At 69.0% G+C, this 17,185-nt stretch carries 14 protein-coding genes; 7 read left to right on the top strand and 7 right to left on the bottom strand.

What is annotated here, in order from left to right; genetic code table 11:
- Positions 1 to 8 precede the first annotated feature (8 nt).
- Both alc and WG924_RS13780 read right to left on the bottom strand, forming a co-directional pair.
- Positions 9 to 1,025: an allantoicase gene (alc, locus tag WG924_RS13785; RefSeq protein WP_345933611.1), complete on the bottom strand. Its 1,017-nt coding sequence runs from the start codon at positions 1,023 to 1,025 to the stop codon at positions 9 to 11.
- Positions 1,026 to 1,083: 58 nt separating this feature from the next.
- Positions 1,084 to 1,767 carry a FadR/GntR family transcriptional regulator gene (locus WG924_RS13780; RefSeq protein ID WP_345933610.1) on the bottom strand — a complete coding sequence of 228 codons (684 nt, stop codon included), beginning with the start codon at positions 1,765 to 1,767 and terminating at the stop codon, positions 1,084 to 1,086.
- A 265-nt stretch (positions 1,768 to 2,032) separates the two neighbouring features.
- Between WG924_RS13780 and WG924_RS13775 the strand changes: the two genes are divergently transcribed.
- The 6 genes from WG924_RS13775 to WG924_RS13750 all read left to right on the top strand — a co-directional run bounded on the left by WG924_RS13775 (position 2,033) and on the right by WG924_RS13750 (position 8,418).
- Positions 2,033 to 2,839: a transporter substrate-binding domain-containing protein gene (locus tag WG924_RS13775; RefSeq protein WP_345933666.1), complete on the top strand. Its 807-nt coding sequence runs from the start codon at positions 2,033 to 2,035 to the stop codon at positions 2,837 to 2,839.
- 72 nt (positions 2,840 to 2,911) lie between these two features.
- Complete coding sequence (locus WG924_RS13770; protein WP_345933609.1) at positions 2,912 to 3,646, top strand: amino acid ABC transporter permease; 735 nt, start codon at positions 2,912 to 2,914, stop codon at positions 3,644 to 3,646.
- On the top strand, positions 3,639 to 4,289 hold the full coding sequence (locus WG924_RS13765) for an amino acid ABC transporter permease (RefSeq protein WP_345933608.1): 651 nt from the start codon (positions 3,639 to 3,641) through the stop codon (positions 4,287 to 4,289). Before WG924_RS13770 ends, WG924_RS13765 begins: the two co-directional genes overlap by 8 nt.
- 7 nt (positions 4,290 to 4,296) lie before the next feature.
- On the top strand, positions 4,297 to 5,076 hold the full coding sequence (locus WG924_RS13760) for an amino acid ABC transporter ATP-binding protein (RefSeq protein WP_345933665.1): 780 nt from the start codon (positions 4,297 to 4,299) through the stop codon (positions 5,074 to 5,076).
- A gap of 157 nt (positions 5,077 to 5,233) precedes the next feature.
- Positions 5,234 to 6,754 carry a methyl-accepting chemotaxis protein gene (locus tag WG924_RS13755; protein ID WP_345933607.1) on the top strand — a complete coding sequence of 507 codons (1,521 nt, stop codon included), beginning with the start codon at positions 5,234 to 5,236 and terminating at the stop codon, positions 6,752 to 6,754.
- A 209-nt stretch (positions 6,755 to 6,963) separates the two neighbouring features.
- Entirely contained in the window at positions 6,964 to 8,418 is a 1,455-nt protein-coding gene (locus tag WG924_RS13750; protein WP_372044804.1) for an NAD(P)/FAD-dependent oxidoreductase, read from the top strand.
- Here WG924_RS13750 and WG924_RS13745 read toward each other — a convergent pair.
- Entirely contained in the window at positions 8,312 to 8,926 is a 615-nt protein-coding gene (locus WG924_RS13745) for a ClbS/DfsB family four-helix bundle protein (protein ID WP_345933606.1), read from the bottom strand. The genes WG924_RS13750 and WG924_RS13745 overlap by 107 nt on opposite strands.
- A 42-nt stretch (positions 8,927 to 8,968) precedes the next feature.
- Positions 8,969 to 9,439, bottom strand: a complete 471-nt coding sequence (locus WG924_RS13740; RefSeq protein WP_345933605.1) for an Lrp/AsnC family transcriptional regulator — start codon at positions 9,437 to 9,439, stop codon at positions 8,969 to 8,971.
- Between the two features lie 199 nt (positions 9,440 to 9,638).
- On the opposite strand from WG924_RS13740, the gene WG924_RS13735 reads away from it, so the two are divergent.
- Positions 9,639 to 10,655: a 1-aminocyclopropane-1-carboxylate deaminase gene (locus tag WG924_RS13735; protein WP_345933604.1), complete on the top strand. Its 1,017-nt coding sequence runs from the start codon at positions 9,639 to 9,641 to the stop codon at positions 10,653 to 10,655.
- A 58-nt stretch (positions 10,656 to 10,713) separates the two neighbouring features.
- Here the strand turns inward: WG924_RS13735 and WG924_RS13730 are convergent, their stop codons facing one another.
- The 3 genes from WG924_RS13730 to WG924_RS13720 all read right to left on the bottom strand — a co-directional run bounded on the left by WG924_RS13730 (position 10,714) and on the right by WG924_RS13720 (position 17,085).
- Positions 10,714 to 14,526 carry an AAA family ATPase gene (locus WG924_RS13730; RefSeq protein WP_345933603.1) on the bottom strand — a complete coding sequence of 1,271 codons (3,813 nt, stop codon included), beginning with the start codon at positions 14,524 to 14,526 and terminating at the stop codon, positions 10,714 to 10,716.
- Complete coding sequence (locus tag WG924_RS13725) at positions 14,523 to 15,797, bottom strand: exonuclease SbcCD subunit D C-terminal domain-containing protein (RefSeq protein ID WP_345933602.1); 1,275 nt, start codon at positions 15,795 to 15,797, stop codon at positions 14,523 to 14,525. Before WG924_RS13725 ends, WG924_RS13730 begins: the two co-directional genes overlap by 4 nt.
- Before the next feature lie 73 nt (positions 15,798 to 15,870).
- On the bottom strand, positions 15,871 to 17,085 hold the full coding sequence (locus WG924_RS13720; protein ID WP_345933601.1) for an MFS transporter: 1,215 nt from the start codon (positions 17,083 to 17,085) through the stop codon (positions 15,871 to 15,873).
- Positions 17,086 to 17,185 lie beyond the last annotated feature (100 nt).

Raw genomic sequence — 17,185 nt, 5'->3', positions numbered from 1 at the left:
GCAAACCATCACTCCACGGCGCAAGGCGTGCCGAAGATGCGCAGCCGATTGACGCCGCCGTCGGGGAAGATGTTGAAGCGGATATGGGAGAGGATTGCCGGCGCATCGGGTTCGAAGCCATGAAAGGCATCAGGACCGAGCTTGCGGGAGGTCAGGACATCCGCCCAGAACAGGCTTTGCGGCACGCATGCCGCATCCGCCATCCGGGGCGCCATCACACCCTGCACCGAGCAGGTGTCGGGATAATTACCCTTGAACCTGCGCGTGTCGATTTCAATAAATGCAACCCTGCCCGGCGTTGCCAGCCGGATGATGCACCAGTCATGCCCCGGCTCGCGGCGGCGGCGGGTTTCCCAGCCATCTTCCATGCGGGCACCCAGCCCGGGCAGCAGCAGGTGGCGCGGATCGCCGTAATGGGCGTCGTTCCAGGCGATCGCGCGCGCGCCGCCAAGGGCCGATGACAGTTCCACCTGCCCATCGGCGCGTGGGGCGGGCAGGCTGGCGGGGCGGCCATAGACCCTGAGCCGGGCAACGCCGCCATCGGGGAAGATGTCGAGCTTCAGATGCGTCCAGGCACGGCCGCCCGCGGCAGCGATCACGGCGGCATCAGGCATGAAGGCGTTGCCGGCATCACCCTTCAGGGCGGACGGTGCCAGGATGCGCTGCCAGCGCGGATCGTCGGCGGCCGGCGTTTCGGCGACGCTGTCACCGGTCAGTGCCCACAGGCCGGCGGCGGCGGGGAAATTGCCGGTGAAATGGCGGGTGTCGATCTCGATGGCGTCGATATGGCCGGGGGCGGCAAGCGCCAGCACGCACCAGTCATGCCCGTCATCGCGCCGGCGCCGGCTTTCCCAGCCATCCATCCATTTGCCGTTGTCGTCGTATTTGCCGGGAACGAACACCGGCGGCGCATCGTCGATCAGCCGGTCCAGCGCCCCGAAGAAATCGTCGGAACAACTGAGCGTGCGGGCACCGAGGGCGCGGGAGGCGAGGTTGATGGCGGCGGTGGGCGCGAAAATCGGCATCGGATCGGCTTCCGGCTTGATGGGGGCACATGATCGAAGGGGCGGATGGGTGGCGACGTCAGGGCCGCAGCACGCCCACGCCCGCGCGGGTGGCGGCGCTAAGGATGTGGCGGTGCATGGCGTCGCGCGCGCCTTGCGGGCTGCGGGCGCGGATCTGGGCCAGGATGCGTTCATGTTCGTCCAGCGGGGCGCGCACGCCCTCGCGGTTGGCAAAGGGGATGCGGCGGGTTTCAGCCAGCATCGGCCCGGCCGGCCGCATCGCCGCCGCAAACAGCGGATTGCCGGCCGAGACCAGCAGGCGCTGGTGGAAGTCGCCATCCGCCTGGGCCGCGCGCACCAGATCGCCATCAGTGATGGCGGCGCGCATCTCGGCCACGGTTTCGGCCAGGCCGTCGAGTTCGGTATCATGCGCGGTCAATGCCACCAGCCCGGCGACGAAGGGTTCGATCGCCAGGCGAAGTTGATAGACGCGCGCCGCATGGTCGTGCCGGTCGCCACGCGGACCCGGCGTGGTGTCGTCGGCGGACGGATCGGCGACGAACACGCCCTTGCCGGCGCGTACCCGCACCAGACCCAGGGTTTCCAGCACGGTCAGCGCCTCGCGCAGCGACGCCCGACTGACGCCAAGGCGTTCGGCCAGGGCGCGCTGTGCGGGCAGGGCCGCGCCAGGGGCCAGTTCACCGGCCAGAATCATTCGCTGAAGTTGGCCCGCGACATATTCGGGGACGCTGTCTCCGGCCAATTTTGGTTCCTTTGGCTGGACCGGTCAGACCAGTTAGACCGGACGTTTCAGGCGAAGGATGTCCTGATTTCCTGGGGTTTGCAAGCAGATGCCGCAGACGACATCGAGGCTTGCCTGAAAAATTCGCATTGACTCATGCCCCAAATATAATCACGCTCAAAACATGAGCAGTGGACAGGGCGCTGCGATGCACCGGGCTCGTCGGGGCCCGGGATTTCAGGGATGGGGGATGTCGATGTCGGGTCGGTTCAAGGCAGGGATGATGATGCGTCGCCGTGGCGTGCTGGGTGCGATGGCCATGGCGGCGGTGATGGCCGCGACCGGTATCGGTATGGTGACCGCCAGCGCGCCGGCCGGGGCGGCCGGTCTGGACACGATCCAGGCCATGGGCGTGCTGCGGGTGGCGGTGCCGCAGGACTTTCCGCCCTTCGGATCGGTCGGCCCCGATATGGCGCCGCGCGGCTATGACATCGACATGGCGCGGTTGATCGGCGAGGCGCTTGGCGTGAAGACCGAACTGGTGCCGGTGACCAGCGCCAACCGCATTCCCTATCTCACCACCGACAAGGTCGATCTGGTGATCTCCAGCCTGGGCAGGAATCCTGAGCGCGAGGCGGTGATCGATTTCACCGACGCCTATGCGCCGTTCTACAACGGCGTGTTCGGTCCGGCCGATCTGACCGTGGCGGGGCCGGCGGATCTGGCCGGCCACACCATCGGTGTCACGCGTGGCGCGATCGAGGATCTGGAGCTGACCAAGGTGGCGCCGGCCGATGTCACCATCCGGCGTTACGAGGACAATAACGGCACAATCCAGGCATTCCTGTCGGGGCAGGTGGAACTGGTGGCGACCGGCAATGTGGTCGCGGCGGCCATCCTTGAGCGCAACCCGCGCACCCGGCCGGAACCCAAATTCCTGATCAAGAATTCGCCCTGCTATATCGGCGTTGCCAAGGGCGATACGGCGCTGGTGGCCAAGATCAACGAGATCATCGCCGCCGCCAAGGCCGATGGCCGGCTGTCGACGATTTCTGAAACCTGGCTGGGTGCGCCACTGCCGGCCGATCTCTGACCGTCCGGCTTCCGACCGCCGGCTCTCAGCCCCGGCTCCCCCGCGCCAGCGCCGCTCGAAGGGCGATGCCCCATGGCCTATCGCTTCGACTTCACGCCCATCCTGACCTATGCCGACGTCCTGGTGCGGGGCGTGGCGCTGACCATCGAGTTGATCCTGGTCGGCGGTGTCGTCGGCGTGCTGCTTGGCATCGCCTGCGCCTATGCCCGGGCCGAACGCCTGCCGGTGTTCAGCCAACTGGCCGGGATCTATGTCGAGCTGATCCGCAACACACCGTTCATCGTGCAGTTGTTCTTCATCTTCTTCGGCCTGCCCGCCGCCGGTGTCAGGCTTGGCGAGGTGGAAGCGGCGATGCTGGCGATGGTGATCAATCTGGGGGCCTATTCGACCGAGATCATCCGTGCCGGCATTCAGGGCGTGCCGGCCGGCCAGCGCGAGGCGGCGGCCAGCCTGGGCATGACCCGGATCGAATGCTTCCGCCACATCGTGCTGGTGCCGGCGCTGCGCAAGATCTGGCCGGCGCTCTCCAGTCAGATCGTCATCGTGATGCTGGGCTCGTCGGTGTGTTCGCAGATCGCGGCGGAAGAACTCAGCTTCGCCGCCAATTTCATCCAGTCGCGCAGCTTCCGGGCGTTCGAGGCCTATCTGGTGGCGACCGCCATCTATCTGGCGCTGGCGATTGCCACCCGCGCGCTGCTGAAACAACTGGGTGACCGCCTGCTCTATGGTGCGAACCGGCGTGCCGCCGCGGCCGCGCGCCGCGCCGCCACCACCGCGGCCGCGACCGGAGGCGCCGTCCATGGTTGAATTCGGCACACTCGACATCCTGCGCAACCTGCTGGATGCGGCGATCTGGACCGTGGTGCTGTCGCTGATCGCCTTTGCCGGCGGCGCGGTGGCGGGGCTGGTGGCGCTGTTCGCGCTGGTCTCGGGCAGGCGATGGCCGGCCGGTATCGCCCGTGGCTATGTGGAGCTGTTCCAGGGCACGCCGCTGCTGATGCAACTGTTCCTGGTGTTCTTCGGCCTGCCGCTGATCGGTATCGAGGTGTCGGCCTGGAGCGCCGCCGTGCTGTCGCTGGTGCTGTTCACCGGCGCGTTTCTGGCCGAGATCTGGCGCGGCTGCGTCGAGGCGGTGCCAAAGGGCCAGGACGAGGCGGCACGCGCGCTCGCCATGTCCTATCCCGAACGGATGCGCTGGGTGATCCTGCCGCAGGCGCTGAAGATCGCGATCCCGCCCACGGTGGGATTCTCGGTCCAGGTGGTCAAGGGCACGGCGCTGACCTCGATCATCGGCTTCGTGGAACTGGCCAAGGCCGGCACCATGATCGCCAATGCCACCTTCGACCCGTTCACGGTCTATGGCTTCGTCGCGCTGATCTATTTCGCGCTGTGCTTCCCGCTCTCGATGCTGGCCCGCCGGCTTGAAAGGACACTCCATGTCGCACGCTGACACGATGATGACCCGGCAGGCGGCATCCGGTGCCGGCCTGGCCGGCAAGGGCGCGGGGCCGCTGGTCCAACTGGCCGGCATCCGCAAAAGCTTCGGTGCGGTCGAGGTGCTGAAGGGGGTCGATCTTTCGGTCGAGGAAGGCCGGGTGGTGGCGCTGATCGGGCGCAGCGGATCGGGCAAGAGCACGCTGCTGCGGATCGTCAACGGGCTGGAACGGCCGACCGACGGCGTGGTCATCGTCGATGGCGAGCGCGCCGACGGGCGCGAGCGGGAGCGCGACCTGAAGGCGCTGCGGCTGAAGGTCGGCATGGTCTTCCAGCAGTTCAATCTGTTCCCGCACCTGTCGGCGGGCGGCAATGTCATGCTGTCGCTGAAGGTGGTGAAGAAGATGGCCACAGCCGAGGCCGAGGCGGTCGCGCGGGCCATGCTGGCCAAGGTGGGTCTGTCGGATCGTTTCGATCACACCCCCGACCAGTTGTCGGGCGGCCAGCAGCAGCGTGTGGCGATTGCACGCGCGCTGGCCATGCAGCCGAAGGTGCTGCTGTGCGACGAGATCACCTCGGCGCTGGACCCCGAACTGGTCGCCGAGGTCCTGGCGGTGGTCCGCACGCTTGCCGAAGAGGGCATGACCCTGGTGATGGTGACGCATGAAATGCGCTTTGCCCGCGAGGTGTGCGACGAACTGGTGTTCATGCATCAGGGGCGCATCCACGAACGGGGCGCGCCCAAAGACCTGTTCGCGCATCAGCAGACACCGGAACTCGCGGCCTTTATCGGGGAACCCTGAGCTTGTTTTCATGTATTCAAGGTTGAATATTATATATGATGACACACTTGAGAAACGGCGTTCTATCCCAAAAGCATACAGTGCAGACTTAACTGATTTTTCATGCGCGTAAACTATAAATGCTGCTCAAGGTTCATAAGGCAGCGGGTGCGATATCATGTTCTGGCGGAAAAGCGACGGGCTCAAGGGCAATGACAGCGAAATGCTCCGCCAGATGGAGCTGCTGGGCAAGTATGCCGGCGTCGGCCTGTGGGATGCCGTGTTGTATGAGGGCGACGCGATGCATGCCAAGGCATCGTGGCGGTTTTCGGACGAATTCCGCCGGCTGGTCGGCTTCGCGCATGGCGATCTGGCGGGTTTTCCCGATAAGGTGAACGCGTGGTCTGACCGGCTGCATCCGGCCGATGAGGGGCCGACCTTCGCGGCCTTTACCGCCTGCCTGAACGACAAGACCGGTCGCACCGGCTATGACGTGCCCTATCGGCTGCGGATGAAGAACGGCGAGTATCGCTGGTTCCGCGCCATCGGCGGCGTGGCCCGCGATGCCCAGGGCAACCCGCTGCGTGCCTGCGGCTCGCTGATCGACATCAATGCCGAACGCAACCAGCTTGAGCGCATGGCGCTGCTCGACACCCATGCCGGCATGGGCTTGTGGGATGCGGCGCTGCACAATGGCGACGCCATGGACCCGAAGAGCGTCTGGCGGTTCTCGGATGAATTCCGCCGGCTGGTCGGCTTCGAGCGTGGCGACATGAAGGGCTTTCCCGACCATGTCACCTCGTGGTCCGATCGCCTGCATCCCGACGATTCCGGCCCGACCTTCGATGCCTTCGGCGCCTGCCTGGCCGATCGCAGCGGGCGGACCGGTTATGACGTGCCCTATCGGTTGAAGACCCGCTCGGGCGAATATCGCTGGTTCCGGGCCGTCGGCGGCGTGTCGCGCGATGCCCAGGGCAATCCGCTGCGGGCCTGTGGTTCGCTGATCGACATCCACGGCCAGAAGCTGGCCGAATTCGCCGAGGCACGGGCGGAAGAGGATCGGCGCAAGACCATTCTGGACCTTGCCGACACCCTGTCGGCGCGGGTTGGCATGTCGGCGGACAGGGCGACGGCGAACACCCAGGTGGTGGCGACGGCGACGGAAGAACTGTCGGCATCCGTGGCCGAGATCGCCGCACGGTCGAGCACCGCCGCAAGTGCGTCGTCGACCGCCGCGGACGAGGCGGCACGGACCAACGAGACCGTGCAGGCGCTGGTCGCCGCCGGCAACCGGATCGGCGTGGTCATCAAGCTGATCAACAACATCGCCAGCCAGACCAACCTGCTGGCGCTGAACGCCACCATAGAGGCGGCCCGCGCCGGCGATGCCGGCAAGGGCTTCTCGGTGGTCGCGAACGAGGTCAAGTCGCTGGCCAAGCAGACCGCGACCGCCACTGACGAGATCGTGGAACAGATCGCGTCGGTTCAGCGCGAGGCAGCCCGCACCGTGGATGCGATCCACGCGATCGCCGCCGCCATCGGTCAGGTGCAGACCATCTCGGCCAGCATCGCCTCGGCGGTGTCGCAGCAGGATGCGGCCGCCCGCGAGATCGCCGCCAGCATCACCCAGGTGGCGCGCGATGTGAGCGAGGTGTCGGGCAATGTCAGCAAGGTGACGGAGCAACTGCGCGGCAACTGAGCCGGCACTTCCGCCCCCCGGCCACCATGGCGCCATCCGACATGGGCGCCACCCGGCATGGGCGTCATGACTTTGCCACCGGTGGGGGGATGCCCTGCCGGTGGCATTGACGTATGGCGGTCGCCATATGGTGCTGCGGACTGCGGCGACAGATCACGGTCATTCCTGCCCGTGCATGTATCGCCGCGACAGCCGCAGGAGTGCCCGCCATGCCTGATACCCGTCCCGAAGCCGTTACCACCACACCAATGCCCACCGAGGCAATGCCCGCCGAGGCCGATTCCGCGCCATCGCGCCCGCGCGTGGTGATCATCGGCGCCGGGTTCGGAGGACTTCAGGCGGCGCAGGCGCTGGACGGGGCGCCGGTGGACGTGACGGTCATCGACCGCGAAAACCATCATCTGTTTCAGCCCTTGCTGTATCAGGTGGCGACGGCCAGCCTGTCGCCGGCCGATATCGCCTGGCCGATCCGCGGCATCCTGCGCCGGCAGCGCAATGCCACTGTGCTGATGGCCGATGTCCATGCCATCGACACCCGGGCCCGCATGGTCCATGCCGGCGATATCGCCATTCCCTACGATCAACTGATCCTGGCGACCGGCGCCACCCATTCCTATTTCGGGCATGACGACTGGGCCGATGCCGCCCCGGGGCTGAAGCGGATCGAGGATGCGACCACCATCCGCCGTCGGCTGCTGCTGGCGTTCGAGCGCGCCGAAATGGCTGGCGACGACGCCCTGCGCCAACGCCTGCTGACCTTCGTGGTGGTGGGGGCCGGGCCGACCGGCGTGGAGATGGCCGGCGCGATCGTGGAAATCGCCCGCAAGATTCTGGCGCCCGATTTTCGCCGCATCGACCCGCGCGCCGCCCGCGTGGTGCTGGTCGAGGCCGGGCCCGGCATCCTGTCGAGCTTTCCGCAGGATCTGGCGGAGTATGCCCGCACATCGCTGACCGCCATGGGGGTGGAGGTGCTGACCGGCGCCCGGGTCACCGCCTGCGACGCCGATGGTGTGTCGGTCGATCTGGCCGAGGGGCAGAGCCCGCCCCCGGACAGCGCCCTGGTCGACGGCCGGATCGAGGCCGGCACGGTGGTCTGGGGCGCGGGTGTGGTGGCGTCGCCGGCGGCGCGCTGGATCGGCGGTCCCCAAGACCGCGCCGGCCGCATTCAGGTGTCACCCGATCTGAGCGTGCCCGGACATCCTGAGATCTTCGCGATCGGCGACACGGCCAGCGTTACCGGCACCGATGGCAAGCCGGTGCCGGGCATCGCGCCCGCGGCCAAGCAGATGGGCGCCCATGTGGCGGCCCTGATCCGCGACCGCGCCGCCGGCAAGACCGCCAGCCGGCACTTCACCTATCGTCACGAAGGCGATCTGGCGACCATCGGCCGGCGTTCGGCGGTGGTCAAGCGCGGCCGCATGACGCTGACCGGCTATATCGGCTGGCTGTTCTGGGGCGTCACCCATGTCTATTTCCTGATCGGACTGCGTTACCGCATCGCCGTCGCCTTCAAATGGGCCTGGGATTACATGACGTTGCAGCGCGGCGCCCGGTTGATCACCGGCACCGATCATGACGGGCCGGTGGGCCAGACGGCGACACGTGAACCTCTTGTCCCGCACGCGGCGCCGCAGCCGCAGCCGGCCCGCGCCGAGGGCTCGTAGGCAGGCCGCGGCCCGCCATCCAGCGGCGCAGACGCCCGCGGGCATTGCGATAGGGCGAAGCCGTGTTCAACTGGATCATGCGGCCCAGGGTATGGGTCTTGTACCAGGGGGCGCCATAGAGCGCCGCCTGATCCAGACCGTTGACCAGGGCCACGATGCGGGCTTCCGCCGCCGTCAACCGATCCAGCCGGTCTGGGAATGATAGGCCGGTCTGGTCGGCATAAAACCTTTGGGCCAACCGGCCAAGCTCGTTCCAGCCGAAGCCGGTTGCGGGGAAATCGACCGACAGGCCGGCGCGGTCCCGGTCGTGCCATTTCAGAACGAGCGTGTTCCAGCCGATCAGATAGGCGACCAGATCGGCGACGCTGATCATCGTGCCGGCGGCGTGGCCGTCGAGTTCCACCAGCGTGGCGAGATCTGGCGGCACCATGCTCAGGTCGCGCATCAGCGCGTTGAAGTCGGTCTCGATGGCGGTCAGAAGTGCCGTCTTGGTGGTGGGAATTGCCATGCGGCGGGTGCCTTCCAGAGAGTCCGTGTCGGCGCCGCCGGGTCAGACCGGCAGGGCTGTCGTGGACAGGATTTCCTTCAGCACGAAGAAGGTGCGGATCTGGCGCACCCCCGGCAGTTTGATGATTTCACCCGCATGCAGCTTGTTGAACCGGGCAAGATCGCGGGTGCGCAGCAGCAGGAAATAATCCACCTCGCCCGCGACCAGATGACATTCGAGACAGCCGCTGAGGCCGCGCGCGGCGGCTTCGAACGCCTCGAAGCTGTCGGGCGTCGATCGGTCGAGCACCACACCCACGAAGACCAGGGTGGTCAGGTCGACCGCATCGGGCTTCACCAGGGCGACCGTGCGGTGGATGATGCCGCGCGCCTTCAGCTTCTCGACCCGCCGCAGGCAGGCGGTGGGGCTGAGATTAACCATCGCCGCCAATTCGGTATTGGGCCGGTCGGCATCCTGTTGCAGCGCCCGCAGGATATTGCGGTCGATCCGGTCGAGGGGTGGCGCGTCATCCATGGGTCATGCCTCCGATGATGCGCAATATTGAAGCGTATTATGCCATAACTGCACAATAAATACCGGCTCTTCAGACTAAATCGAGAGATTTCAAGGCGTAATTCGGGCCGAAAACGCATTTGCCGCCGGCGTCGATCCGCGGGAGCCTGAGGGGTGAGGATGGCGGGGGCCATCCGCGCATCAGGGGAGGCTGAATGCTATGCATCTCGACCGGTTTCCACGTCATCAACTCATCTTCGGCCCGACGCCGATCGAGCCGCTGAACCGACTGTCGGCGCATCTGGGCGGCAAGGTCCGGATCTTCGCCAAGCGGGAAGACTGCAACAGCGGCCTGGCCTTCGGCGGCAACAAGCTGCGCAAGCTTGAGTATCTGATCCCTGAGGCTTTGGCCCAGGGCGCCGACACGCTGGTGACCATCGGCGGCATCCAGTCGAACCACACCCGTCAGGTGGCGGCGGTGGCGGCAAAGCTGGGGCTGGGCTGCCGGCTGGTGCAGGAGAACTGGGTGGATTATCACGATGCGGTCTATGACCGGGTGGGCAACATCCTGCTCAGCCGGTTGATGGGCGCGCGGGTCGATCTGGTCGATGCCGGCTTCGGCATCGCCTTCAAGCAGAGCTGGGAAGACGCGCTGGAGGATGTGCGCCGCAGCGGCGGCAGGCCCTATGCCATCCCCGCCGGCGCCTCCGATCATCCGCTGGGCGGGCTGGGATTCGTGGGCTTCGCCGAAGAGGTGCGGGCGCAGGAAGCGGCGATGGGCCTGCGGTTCGACTATGTGGTGGTGTGCTCGGTGACCGGCAGCACCCAGGCGGGGATGGTGGTGGGTTTCGCGGCCGACGGCCGGGCGGACCGGGTGATCGGCATCGATGCCTCGGCCACGCCTAACGAGACCCATGCCCAGATCCTGCGGATCGCGCGGCACACCGCCGACACGGTCGGGCTGGGCCGCGCGATCACGCCCGAGGATGTGGTGCTGGAACGCGCCTATGCCTATCCGTCCTATGGCGTTCCGTCACCTGAGACCAACGCCGCCATGCGGCTGGCGGCGCGGCTGGAAGGGTTGATCACCGACCCGGTCTATGAGGGCAAGTCGATGCAGGGCATGATCGACCTGATCGAAACCGGCCGCATCCCCGCCGGCTCCACCGTGCTCTATGCCCATCTGGGCGGGGTGCCGGCGATCAATGCCTACAGCTTCCAGTACCGCAACGGCTGAAGGTGCCCGGATCGGTTGTGCCCGAATCGGTTATGGCCGAATCGGTTGTGGCCGCGCGTCAGCCGGCCACAACCCTGATCGCCGACCGGCCGCCACCTTGCGGCACGACCTGGATCTGCACCGGAATCCGGTCCTTCAGCGCCTCGACATGGCTGATGACGGTAACCCGGCGGCCGGTGGCCTGAAGCCGTTCCAGCATGCTGATCGCAAGGCCCAGGCTTTGCGGGTCGAGCGCGCCGAAGCCTTCGTCGATGAACAGGCTTTCGATACCAAGCCCGCGCCCGGCCGAGATATCGGCCAGCCCCAGCGCCAGTGCCAGACTGACCAGAAAGCGTTCACCGCCCGACAGGTTGTGCACGGCGCGCGCCTCGTCGGCCATGTCATGGTCGATCACCTCCAGCGCCATGTCGCTGCCGGCCATCCGGCGCAGGGCATAACGCGGGTGCAGCTCCGCCAGATGGCGATTGGCCCCGGCCAGCAGCCGGTCCAGGGTCAGCGACTGGGCATAGCGGCGGAACCTGGTGCCATCGGCCGATCCGATCAGCTCGTCCAGATTGGCCCAGACCTGTGCCGCCTGCCGGGCCGCGACAAGCTCGGCATCCAGCGCGCCGGCGGTCTGGCGAACCGCGTCATCGGCGGCGATCACCTGCAGGGCCTGACGCAGCCGGTCATCGGCCAGATCGCGGGCGGCCTGCGCCGCATCGCATGCCTCGGCGGCCATGTCGATGGTCGCGGTGTCGGCGCCGGCGGCGATGGTGGCCCGGTCGGCCAGATGCCGGTCGAGATCGGATGCGCGGGCGGCCAGCGTGGCGCGGGCATCGCCGACCGCCCGGGTCAGCGCCGCCAGCCGCTCCGCCTCGGCGTCGATCGCGACACCGCCCCGGGCGATCACGGCGCGGACCGTATCGACATCACATCCGATGGCGGCACAGGCAGCCTCCAGCGCCGCCTGTGTCGCACTGGCGCCGTGGCGGGCGGTCTCGGCCGCCTGCGCGGCGCCGCGCCGGGCTTCCGCGATCACGGCCAGCGTCCGACGCGCGGCTTCAGCCTCGGCGGTTGCTGCCTCGGCCTGGGCGGCGGTGGCGGTGCAGGCGTCGTCATGGGCTGTCGCAACCGCGTCGGCCGGATGGCCGTCCAGGCATGCGGCGCGTTGGGCGAGCAGGTCGTCTCGCGCCGCCGCCAGCCGCCCGGCCTGGGTGATGGCGGCCTGCCGGCGGTCGGCAGCGGCCTGGGCAGTGGCCCTTGCGGCGGCAAGCTCCGGCGCCAGCCGCGCCAGATCGGCCTCGGCTGCGGCAAGTTGCTGGCGGGCATGGTCGATGGCCTCGCCGGCGGTGCGCAGCGCATCGGCGAAGCCCGCGGCATCGGCCACGATGCGCTGCGGCCAGTCGGGGATGGCCGCGTCCAGCAGGGATGCCAGCCGGGCATCGATCCGGACCGCCTGTGCCGCCAGATCGGCACGGTGCTGGTCCAGCCGCGCCCGCATCGCCCGGCGCTCGGCCGTCTGGGCGGTGATGGCCGCGATCCGGGCGGCGCCGGCATCGCGATCGGCCAGCAGCGTGTCCCGGCGGTCGCGCAGGTCGCGCGCCTCGGCCATTGCCTGATCGATCGCCGCCAGCCGCGCGCGGGCGGCGGTGGCCTCATGCGCGACCAGATCCTGCCAGTCATCGGCAAGCACGGTCGGCGTGGGGCATCGCGCGGTGGCCTGAAGGTCGACCGGCAGCAGGGGGGCCTGGGTGAGCCCGGCCTCGGCGGCGGCGGCATCGAGCGTCAGCAGTACCTGATCATGGTCGGATGCGATGCGGGCCAGCGTGTCGGTGGTATCGGCGATCGCGGCTTCGATCTCCGCCCGCCGGCGCCGTTCGTCGCCATGGCGGGCGCCGGCGGCGGCGATCTCGCCATGCAGCCGGTTCACCTCGGCGCCAAGCGCGCGCACCCGGGCGCGATCTTTGGCCAGCCGTGCCGCCAGCAGGTCGCCGGCCGCATCCGGCTCGACCCGCTGGGCCGGCTCGACCCGCTGGGGTTGATGGTCGGTTGATCCGCAGACCGGACAAGGCGCGCCGGGGATCAACAGCGCGCGCAGCCGGCGGGCATGGTCGTCGGCCGTGGCATCCGACAGGTCGCGGGCGCGGGTGGCCTCGTCCAGTCGGGCTTCACTGACCGGCAGGGCGGCGGTGGCGGCGGCATTGCGAGCGGCGGCGGCGGTGATGGCCGCATCCACGGCGACCAGTTGCGCCTGCAGGCCGTCGCTGCGCCGCAGCGCTTCCGCCGCATCGACGATCCCGTCGCGCAGGCTGTCGACCAGGCTTGCGATCATGCCCAGCCGGTCCAGCCGGTCGCGCAGATCCCGTGCCGCATCCTGATCGGCCGCGGCCTCGGCGGCGGTGAGCGCCGGTGCGATCAGGTCGAGTTGTGCAGCCCTTGCGTCGCGTTCGGCCGTCAGCGTCGCCAGCCGGCGGGTATCGGCGGCGTCCTCGCGATCGAGTGCCGCGATCGCGGCGGCACGTTCGGCCTGCATCGCCGCGAGCGGCGCGCGTTCGTCGATCAATGCCAGCACCGCCGCCCGATCGGCCAGGGCCGGCGCCGCCTGCTGATGTCGGGCCAGATCGGCGGTCGCGGCCGCATGGCGCTGCGTCGTGGCGGCGATCGCGGCGTCGATCCGGCGGGCGGCCTCGGCTGCCTCGGCCGCATGGGCGTCGGCGCGTTGCGCCTCGGCACCGGCCTCGGTCGCGGCGGCGGTGGCATCGGCAATCCGGCTGTCGAGCAGGCGGGCCTGGGCGATCGCCGGTGCCACGGCGCGTGCGGCATCGATCGCGGCATCGCGCGCGGCACAGGCTGTGTCGCGGGTGATGTCGGCGGCGGCGACCGCCGCCTCGGCGGCGGTCACCCGCTCCGCCGCTTCGGCTTCGGCCGCATGGGCGACGCTATGGCGCGCCACGGCGTCATCGGCGGCGTTGCAGTCCGCGCGCAGGGCAAAGGCGCGGCGATCGCGGTCCAGCGCCGCACGGTCCGGATCGGCGGCGCGGTCGGCGGCCGCCGCCTCGGCCAGGATCGCCGCGGCGGTGTCGCGGGCGCGGGCCAGCGCCAGCCGCTGTTCCACACGCCGCAACCGGTCGGCGGCCTCCGCCTGCGCCCTGGCGGCCGTTGCCGCCATGTCACGGGTGGCAGCGGCCGCCGCCTCGGCGCCGGCGCGGTCTTCGGCGGTCATCGGGCGGTGTTCGCCCAGGCGTGCCTCGATCGCGGCGATGCCGGCGCGGGCCTGCCGGTCGCGGTCATGGGCGGCGCGCGACAACGCGCCATAGATCGCGGTGCCGGTGATCTTCTCAAGCAGTTCCGCGCGCAGCTTCGGCTCAGCGCGCAGGAAGGCGTCGAACTCGCCCTGAGCCAGCAGCACCGCGCGGCGGAACTGGTCGAAATCCAGCCCGATCAGCCGGATGATCTCGGCCGCGACCTCTTTCTTCTGATTGGCGATGACATTGCCGCTGTCGATATCGATCAGCAACCGGCTGCTGGCCTGGACACTGCCATCGGCCTTGCCCCTGGCACGGCGCACCCGCCAGGTCGCACGATAGCGCCGGCCGTCGCCGCCGGCGAAGTCGATCTCGGCTTCGGACTCGCCCGCGCCATGCGACATCACCCGGCGGCCATCGGTGATCTGGATATCCTGGCCGTCGATCCGCCCGGCGCCGGCGCTGCGTGGCACGGCGTCATACAGCGCCAGACAGATGGCATCCAGCAGGGTCGATTTGCCGGCCCCGGTCGGGCCGGTGATCGCCATGATCCCGGCATGGACCAGGGGTGCGGCCTCGAAATCGATCTCGAACGCGCCGCTGAGGCTGGCCAGATTGCGGCCGCTGAGCCGGAGCAGTCTCATCGCGGCACCTCATGCCCGGCTGTGTTGACAACCAGGTCGTCCTGATCGTCCCCCGCCGCGACATCGGCCAGCAGCTGCCGGAAGCCATCGATCAGCGCCGATGGCGGATCGGTCTCGAACCTCTGGCGATGCAGCCGCGCGAACACCTCGGCGGGGCTGATCTCGTCGAGCCCGGCCATGGCGGCGGCATCGTCGCCAAGCGTGCCGCCGGCACCGGCATGCAGGCTGCGCACCCGTGCCAGCCGCACGGGCTTGCCGTCGAGTGCCGCATCCAGCCGGCGGCGCAGATCGGGGGCGGGGGCATCCAACCGCACCACCACCTCAAGGAACGGGCGCAGCTCGGCGCGCTCAGGCACCGGGGCGATGTCGAGCGCCGTCAGCGCCGCGATGGCATCGTCGGGGGCAAGCGCGCCATCGGCGGGTATCCGCAGGAAGGTGACCGGGCGCGGGATCTCGATGAGGTCGATATCGGGCGGTGTGTCCGGTGCCAGCGTCACCAGCACCACCGAATGGCGATAGTCGCGCTCGGCCATCGACATCGGAAAGGGCGAGCCGGCATAGCGCACGACCGTGCCGGCTGCCACGGTCTGCGCCCGGTGCAGATGGCCCAATGCCACATAGGCAAGCCCGGCGGGGAAGATGCCGGCGGATATCGCCTCCTCGCCACCGATCATCACCGGGCGCTCGCTGGTCTCGGACACCGTGGCGCCGGCGACGTGGAGATGACCGGTGGCGATGACCGGCCGGCCAGGAAAGCGGCTGGTGGCCGCCGCCAGCGCCGCCTGATAGAGCTGACCCAGCGCCGCACCGCCGCCGCCGTCCACGGGCAGATCACCGGGGCGCGGATAGGCGATGGCGGCGACCACCGCCCCGATACGGCCGCCGGCATCGGTGAGCGGCACGAGGCAGTGTTCCGGTGCCGGCCGGCCGTCCTGGCGCGGGATGGCGCCCAGGATCGTCACCCGCCTGGCATCGAGCAGCGGGGCCGGCAGTTCCAGCCGGGTGGGGCCGTCGTGATTGCCGCCGACGATGACCACCTGAAGGCCGGGGTTGCGATTGAGCACGTCGTTCAGGAAGCGATAGAGCCGGGTCTGTGCCGCGACCGGCGGATTGACCGTGTCATAGACGTCGCCCGCCACCACCAGCGCGTCGACCGCCTGATCCGTGATCGTCCGGGCCAGCCAGTCGAGAAAACGGTCATGCTCGGCACCGCGTTCGAAGCCATGCAGCTCCTGGCCAAGATGCCAGTCGGCGGTGTGGAGAATATGCATCGGACCCCGTGCCGTGAGATATCGGTGCCCGGACGATACACGCAGTGGTGGCGGGGTGTGAAGGGGCGCTCGCTCAGTCCGCTTGGGATGCCGGCATGCCGAAGCGGTCGGTTGTCGCGAGACCGGCGGCGATCAACAGGACCAGGGCCGCCCAGGGCAGGGCGATCGGTCCCGGCTGCCCGATCAGGATGCCCCCCACAATGCCGCCACCGGCGATGGCGAGGTTCCACGCGGTGACGATCATCGACTGGGCGATGTCGGCGGCGGCACCGGCGGCGCGGGCCGACGCGGTCTGGAACAGGGTGGGGGTGCCGCCGAAGGCCAGGCCCCACAGAATGACACCGGCCCAGATCAGCCCCGGCTGACCGAGCGGGCCGGCGATCCCCAGCAGAATGGTTGCCAGGGCGAAGCCAAGGATGGCGAGCCGCACCAGCCGGCGCAGATGGCGATCGACCGCAAGCCCGGTCAGCCAGATGCCGGCGACCGCCGCCAGACCGAAGACCAGCAGCACCTGATCGACCCGGTGGCCCAGCCCGGCCGGGGTCAGAAACGGCGCGATATAGGTGTAGAGGATGTTGTGGGCGAGCACTGTGGCCAGGGTTGCGGCCAGCACGGCGGCAAGCCCGGGCAGGGCGATGATCCGGCGCGCCGGCAGGCGACGGCCCGGGGCCTCGCCGGGAAAGTCCGGCACCTGCCACAGCACCCAGGGGATCAGGATCAGGCTGAGCCCGGTCATGACGCCGAAGCCGGCACGCCAGCCGCTGATGGCGCCAAGCGTGGTGCCGGCCGGCACGCCGAGCGCCAGGGCCAGCGGAATCCCGGCCATCGCCACCGCGATCGCCCGGCCTTTCATCCGGTCGGGCACCATGCGCCCGGCATGGCCGGCCAGCAGCGCCCAGAGCAGGCCGGCCGAAACGCCGGCCAGGAAGCGGGCCACCAGGGTTATCGTATAGCTGGGCGACAGGGCGGTCACCGTATTGGCGATGGCGAAACCGCCGATGGCCAGCAGCAGCAGGGGCCGGCGGCGCCAGCCGCGGGTGGCGGTGGCCAGCGGAATCGCCGCGATCAGCGAGCCGGCGGCATAGACCGTGACCAACTGGCCGGCCAGCGCCTCCGAAACGCCGAGCCCGGCGCCGATCTGTGGCAGCAGGCCTGCAGGCAGGGCCTCGGTCAGCACCGTGATGAACCCGGCCGCGGCCAGCGCCAGCAGCCCCGGCCAGGGCAGCCGTTCGTTGGCGTGAGGTGCGGCACTTGCCCGCGCTGTGCCGGTTCGCGATGTCGTGGTCATGGATCCGCCTGTGAGGAATAGGGAGCGACGATCTGTCGAGGCGGACAGCGTGCAGCCGGCGCCGTTTCGGAAAAACAGGCTGTAATTCCATTGATAAAGG

Source organism: Tistrella arctica, from assembly GCF_039630945.1.
GTDB classification, from domain to species: Bacteria; Pseudomonadota; Alphaproteobacteria; order Tistrellales; family Tistrellaceae; genus Tistrella; species Tistrella bauzanensis.
This window is presented reverse-complemented; position numbering and strand designations above follow the sequence as displayed.

Excerpts from the sequence above, each read along its gene's own strand:
- WG924_RS13725 (WP_345933602.1), bottom strand. The coding sequence starts at position 15,797 with ATGCATATTCTCCACACCGCCGACTGGCATCTTGGCCAGGAGCTGCAT.
- WG924_RS13745 (WP_345933606.1), bottom strand. The coding sequence starts at position 8,926 with ATGGCAATTCCCACCACCAAGACGGCACTTCTGACCGCCATCGAGACC.
- WG924_RS13765 (WP_345933608.1), top strand. The coding sequence starts at position 3,639 with ATGGTTGAATTCGGCACACTCGACATCCTGCGCAACCTGCTGGATGCG.
- WG924_RS13735 (WP_345933604.1), top strand. The coding sequence starts at position 9,639 with ATGCATCTCGACCGGTTTCCACGTCATCAACTCATCTTCGGCCCGACG.
- WG924_RS13775 (WP_345933666.1), top strand. The coding sequence starts at position 2,033 with ATGCGTCGCCGTGGCGTGCTGGGTGCGATGGCCATGGCGGCGGTGATG.
- WG924_RS13740 (WP_345933605.1), bottom strand. The coding sequence starts at position 9,439 with ATGGATGACGCGCCACCCCTCGACCGGATCGACCGCAATATCCTGCGG.
- WG924_RS13750 (WP_372044804.1), top strand. The coding sequence starts at position 6,964 with ATGCCTGATACCCGTCCCGAAGCCGTTACCACCACACCAATGCCCACC.
- WG924_RS13730 (WP_345933603.1), bottom strand. The coding sequence starts at position 14,526 with ATGAGACTGCTCCGGCTCAGCGGCCGCAATCTGGCCAGCCTCAGCGGC.
- WG924_RS13755 (WP_345933607.1), top strand. The coding sequence starts at position 5,234 with ATGTTCTGGCGGAAAAGCGACGGGCTCAAGGGCAATGACAGCGAAATG.
- WG924_RS13720 (WP_345933601.1), bottom strand. The coding sequence starts at position 17,085 with ATGACCACGACATCGCGAACCGGCACAGCGCGGGCAAGTGCCGCACCT.
- WG924_RS13770 (WP_345933609.1), top strand. The coding sequence starts at position 2,912 with ATGGCCTATCGCTTCGACTTCACGCCCATCCTGACCTATGCCGACGTC.
- WG924_RS13760 (WP_345933665.1), top strand. The coding sequence starts at position 4,297 with ATGACCCGGCAGGCGGCATCCGGTGCCGGCCTGGCCGGCAAGGGCGCG.
- alc (WP_345933611.1), bottom strand. The coding sequence starts at position 1,025 with ATGCCGATTTTCGCGCCCACCGCCGCCATCAACCTCGCCTCCCGCGCC.